The sequence below is a fragment of the Psychrobacter sp. PL15 genome, assembly GCF_035984995.1.
Taxonomy (GTDB): domain Bacteria; phylum Pseudomonadota; class Gammaproteobacteria; order Pseudomonadales; family Moraxellaceae; genus Psychrobacter.
The window spans coordinates 1-5,651 of the sequence record NZ_JAXCIB010000028.1; the positions used below are offsets into that span (position 1 = coordinate 1).

Genomic DNA, 5,651 nt, shown 5'->3' on the forward strand with positions numbered 1-5,651 from the left:
AACAAAGGCTTGACAGGTTATTTCAACATGATATACTAGTCAGCTCGCTAAACGAGATAAGCTAAATAGCTTACCTTAATTAGAGAAAACATTATTTACTGGACGACAGTGAATAACACTATTTAAAAGCATAACTAAAGAACAACTTGTGTGGATTTTTGCTGATTCAGAATGCATAAAATAAAGTTGACTGTCTTCTCTTTTCGGGAAGGTTATTAACTATAAAAATTATCATTTAAGACAGCAAGAAAACTCAAAGTTAATTCATTTAAATGAAACATACGAAGAGCGTAATTGCCAGATTAGATGAGCCAAGTTTAGTAACCTCTTTAAAGGGTTACATAGCAAGATTAAACTGAAGAGTTTGATCATGGCTCAGATTGAACGCTGGCGGCAGGCTTAACACATGCAAGTCGAGCGGAAACGATGGGTGCTTGCACCCAGGCGTCGAGCGGCGGACGGGTGAGTAATACTTAGGAATCTACCTAGTAGTGGGGGATAGCTCGGGGAAACTCGAATTAATACCGCATACGACCTACGGGAGAAAGGGGGCAGTTTACTGCTCTCGCTATTAGATGAGCCTAAGTCGGATTAGCTAGATGGTGGGGTAAAGGCCTACCATGGCGACGATCTGTAGCTGGTCTGAGAGGATGATCAGCCACACCGGGACTGAGACACGGCCCGGACTCCTACGGGAGGCAGCAGTGGGGAATATTGGACAATGGGCGAAAGCCTGATCCAGCCATGCCGCGTGTGTGAAGAAGGCCTTTTGGTTGTAAAGCACTTTAAGCAGTGAAGAAGACTCCATGGTTAATACCCATGGACGATGACATTAGCTGCAGAATAAGCACCGGCTAACTCTGTGCCAGCAGCCGCGGTAATACAGAGGGTGCAAGCGTTAATCGGAATTACTGGGCGTAAAGCGAGCGTAGGTGGCTTGATAAGTCAGATGTGAAATCCCCGGGCTTAACCTGGGAACTGCATCTGAAACTGTTAGGCTAGAGTAGGTGAGAGGAAGGTAGAATTCCAGGTGTAGCGGTGAAATGCGTAGAGATCTGGAGGAATACCGATGGCGAAGGCAGCCTTCTGGCATCATACTGACACTGAGGCTCGAAAGCGTGGGTAGCAAACAGGATTAGATACCCTGGTAGTCCACGCCGTAAACGATGTCTACTAGTCGTTGGGTCCCTTGAGGACTTAGTGACGCAGCTAACGCAATAAGTAGACCGCCTGGGGAGTACGGCCGCAAGGTTAAAACTCAAATGAATTGACGGGGGCCCGCACAAGCGGTGGAGCATGTGGTTTAATTCGATGCAACGCGAAGAACCTTACCTGGTCTTGACATATCTAGAATCCTGCAGAGATGCGGGAGTGCCTTCGGGAATTAGAATACAGGTGCTGCATGGCTGTCGTCAGCTCGTGTCGTGAGATGTTGGGTTAAGTCCCGCAACGAGCGCAACCCTTGTCCTTAGTTACCAGCGGGTTAAGCCGGGAACTCTAAGGATACTGCCAGTGACAAACTGGAGGAAGGCGGGGACGACGTCAAGTCATCATGGCCCTTACGACCAGGGCTACACACGTGCTACAATGGTAGGTACAGAGGGCAGCTACACAGCGATGTGATGCGAATCTCAAAAAGCCTATCGTAGTCCAGATTGGAGTCTGCAACTCGACTCCATGAAGTAGGAATCGCTAGTAATCGCGGATCAGAATGCCGCGGTGAATACGTTCCCGGGCCTTGTACACACCGCCCGTCACACCATGGGAGTTGATTGCACCAGAAGTGGATAGCCTAACCTTAGGGATGGCGTTCACCACGGTGTGGTTGGCGACTGGGGTGAAGTCGTAACAAGGTAGCCGTAGGGGAACCTGCGGCTGGATCACCTCCTTATAGACGCATTCGGTCAGCAAGAATTCACAACAAGTTGTTCTTTAGTTTAAGCTTACGTTTATTGCATAAACGTATATGGGTCTGTAGCTCAGCTGGTTAGAGCACCGTGTTGATAACGCGGGGGTCAGTGGTTCAAGTCCACTTAGACCCACCATTTTATATGGGGCCATAGCTCAGCTGGTAGAGCGCCTGCCTTGCACGCAGGAGGTCAACGGTTCGACTCCGTTTGGCTCCACCATCATAAACACAGAGTAAGCTTAGAGTGCGAATAATATAGAAACAAGTGATTTAGATATAGCGAAATATATCTTAAGATTACTTCTTTCTGTTTTATACAGAACCTGTAATTCGACGAGAATACAGGAACTATTTAAAAACATAGATATGAGTCTGGGTTAGAACAACATGTTCACGTGTTGTTTCTAACCTGATAATCGATTCTCTTAACGACATCAGTTGTTATCCCAGAGAATTGATTATCAAATAATAAAGAGAACTGAATCAAGCGTATAAAATTAGGTGATATCGTTATCATAATTAGACTCATATAACACTTAGATAGTTGAAAGACTACTTGGGGTTGTATGGTCAAGTAATGAAGCGCACATGGTGGATGCCTTGGCAGTCAGAGGCGATGAAAGACGTGACAGCCTGCGATAAGCTTCGGGGAGGCGGCAATATCCTGTGATCCGGAGATTTCTGAATGGGGAAACCCACTTACCATAAGGTAGGTATCTCGTACTTGTACGAGAAGCGAACGAGGGGAAGTGAAACATCTCAGTACCCTTAGGAAAAGACATCAAATGAGATTCCCCAAGTAGCGGCGAGCGAACGGGGAGAAGCCGATTAATTCTAATGTAGAAGAACAGCGTGGGAAAGCTGACCGTAGTAGGTGATAGTCCTGTATTCGAAACATTAGAGTTAACATATTAAGTAGGGCGGGACACGAGAAATCCTGTTTGAAGATGGGGGGACCATCCTCCAAGGCTAAATACTCCTGACTGACCGATAGTGAACCAGTACCGTGAGGGAAAGGCGAAAAGAACCCCTGTGAGGGGAGTGAAATAGAACCTGAAACCGTGTGCGTACAAGCAGTGGGAGCCTCAATTTATTGGGGTGACCGCGTACCTTTTGTATAATGGGTCAGCGACTTATGTTCTGTAGCGAGGTTAACCATTTAGGGGAGCCGTAGGGAAACCGAGTCTTAATAGGGCGAATAGTTGCAGGGCATAGACCCGAAACCGAGTGATCTATCCATGAGCAGGTTGAAAGTGCCGTAACAGGCACCGGAGGACCGAACCCACTATCGTTGAAAAGCTAGGGGATGACTTGTGGATAGGGGTGAAAGGCTAATCAAACTCGGTGATAGCTGGTTCTCCCCGAAAGCTATTTAGGTAGCGCCTCGGACGAACACCATTGGGGGTAGAGCACTGTTTCGGCTAGGGGGTCATACCGACTTACCAAACCGATGCAAACTCCGAATACCGATGAGTGATATCCGGGAGACACACAGTGGGTGCTAACGTCCATTGTGGAGAGGGAAACAACCCAGACCGCCAGCTAAGGCCCCAAATTCCTAGTTAAGTGGGAAACGAGGTGGGAAGGCATAGACAGCTAGGAGGTTGGCTTAGAAGCAGCCATCCTTTAAAGAAAGCGTAATAGCTCACTAGTCGAGTCGGCCCGCGCGGAAGATGTAACGGGGCTCAAACTAGGAGCCGAAGCTGCGGATTTGAAACTTGTTTTCGAGTGGTAGGGGAGCGTTGTGTAAGCCTGTGAAGGTGTGTCGTAAGGCATGCTGGAGGTATCACAAGAGCGAATGCTGACGTGAGTAACGATAATGCGAGTGAAAAGCTCGCACGCCGGAAGATCAAGGGTTCCAGTCCAACGTTAATCGGGGCTGGGTGAGTCGACCCCTAAGGCGAGGCCGAAAGGCGTAGTCGATGGGAAATCAGTTAATATTCTGATACTTGTTTATAATGCGATGGAGGGACGGAGAAGGTTATGCCAGCCTGGCGACGGTTGTCCAGGTGAAAGGATGTAGGTAGACAGTTTAGGCAAATCCGGACTGTTAATACCGAGATCTGATAGCAAGCTGTACTTGTACAGCGAAGTGGCAAATACCATGCTTCCAGGAAAAGCTTCTAAGCAATAGTTATAAACGAATCGTACCCTAAACCGACACAGGTGATCAGGTAGAGAATACCAAGGCGCTTGAGAGAACTCTGCTGAAGGAACTAGGCAAAATGGTACCGTAACTTCGGGAGAAGGTACGCTGCTGATGGTGAAGGACTTGCTCCGTAAGCTATTAGCAGTCGCAGATACCAGGCTGCTGCAACTGTTTATTAAAAACACAGCACTCTGCAAACACGAAAGTGGACGTATAGGGTGTGATGCCTGCCCGGTGCTGGAAGGTTAATTGATGGGGTTAGCGTAAGCGAAGCTCTTGATCGAAGCCCCAGTAAACGGCGGCCGTAACTATAACGGTCCTAAGGTAGCGAAATTCCTTGTCAGGTAAGTTCTGACCTGCACGAATGGCATAATGACGGCAGCGCTGTCTCCAGCAGAGACTCAGTGAAATCGAAATCGCAGTGAAGATGCTGTGTACCCGCGGCTAGACGGAAAGACCCCGTGAACCTTTACTACAGCTTTACATTGAACTTTGACCTGACTTGTGCAGGATAGGTGGGAGGCTTTGAAGCCGAGACGCTAGTCTTGGTGGAGCCAATCTTGAAATACCACCCTGGTCATGTCGGGGTTCTAACTCAGGTATAACAATACCGAGGACAATGTATGGTGGGTAGTTTGACTGGGGCGGTCTCCTCCTAAAGAGTAACGGAGGAGTACGAAGGTGCGCTCAGAACGGTCGGAAATCGTTCATAGAGTATAAAGGCAAAAGCGCGCTTAACTGCGAGACCCACAAGTCGAGCAGGTACGAAAGTAGGTCTTAGTGATCCGGTGGTTCTGTATGGAAGGGCCATCGCTCAACGGATAAAAGGTACTCTGGGGATAACAGGCTGATACCGCCCAAGAGTTCATATCGACGGCGGTGTTTGGCACCTCGATGTCGGCTCATCTCATCCTAGGGCTGAAGCAGGTCCTAAGGGTATGGCTGTTCGCCATTTAAAGAGGTACGCGAGCTGGGTTTAGAACGTCGTGAGACAGTTCGGTCCCTATCTACCGTGGGCGTTGGAAATTTGAGAGGATCTGCTCCTAGTACGAGAGGACCAGAGTGGACGAACCTCTGGTGTTCGGGTTGTCACGCCAGTGGCATTGCCCGGTAGCTACGTTCGGATGGGATAACCGCTGAAAGCATCTAAGCGGGAAGCCCACCTCAAGATAAGATTTCCCTAAAGAGCCGTTGAAGACTACGACGTTGATAGGCAGGGTGTGGAAGCACAGCGATGTGTGTAGCTAACCTGTACTAATTGCTCGTTTGGCTTGACCATACAACACCCAAGTGGTTTGTATGAGAGCTCTAATTAATCTATCTTGTATAGCTAAATGCTATAGAATATAAATAATATTTCGATATCACCTTAAACCTTGATTCAGTTAGGTTTATGTTGACAGGCTTTAAGCTAATACTTAAGTCAATAACAACAACAGACTCATATCTAACCCCCTTTGCTGACGACAATAGCATGATGGAACCACCTGATCCCTTACCGAACTCAGAAGTGAAACATCATCGCGCCAATGGTAGTGTGGATTCGTCCATGTGAGAGTAGGTCATCGTCAGCTCTCTATTCTAGTAAAGCCC

2 tRNA genes and 3 rRNA genes are annotated in these 5,651 nt (G+C 48.0%); all 5 read left to right on the forward strand.

The features are described 5' to 3' along the window. The first annotated feature begins 352 nt into the window (after positions 1 to 352). Positions 353 to 1,891: ribosomal RNA gene (locus tag RCH20_RS12290) — 16S ribosomal RNA — on the forward strand. A gap of 77 nt (positions 1,892 to 1,968) precedes the next feature. Beyond that, positions 1,969 to 2,045, forward strand: a tRNA-Ile gene (locus RCH20_RS12295). An 8-nt stretch (positions 2,046 to 2,053) separates the two neighbouring features. Beyond that, a tRNA-Ala gene (locus RCH20_RS12300) sits at positions 2,054 to 2,129 on the forward strand. A gap of 348 nt (positions 2,130 to 2,477) precedes the next feature. Continuing rightward, positions 2,478 to 5,337, forward strand: a 23S ribosomal RNA gene (locus RCH20_RS12305). Between the two features lie 180 nt (positions 5,338 to 5,517). Further along, positions 5,518 to 5,632: ribosomal RNA gene (rrf, locus tag RCH20_RS12310) — 5S ribosomal RNA — on the forward strand. The 16S, 23S and 5S rRNA genes sit together here with 2 tRNA genes alongside, the layout of an rRNA operon. The last annotated feature ends 19 nt before the right edge of the window (positions 5,633 to 5,651 follow it).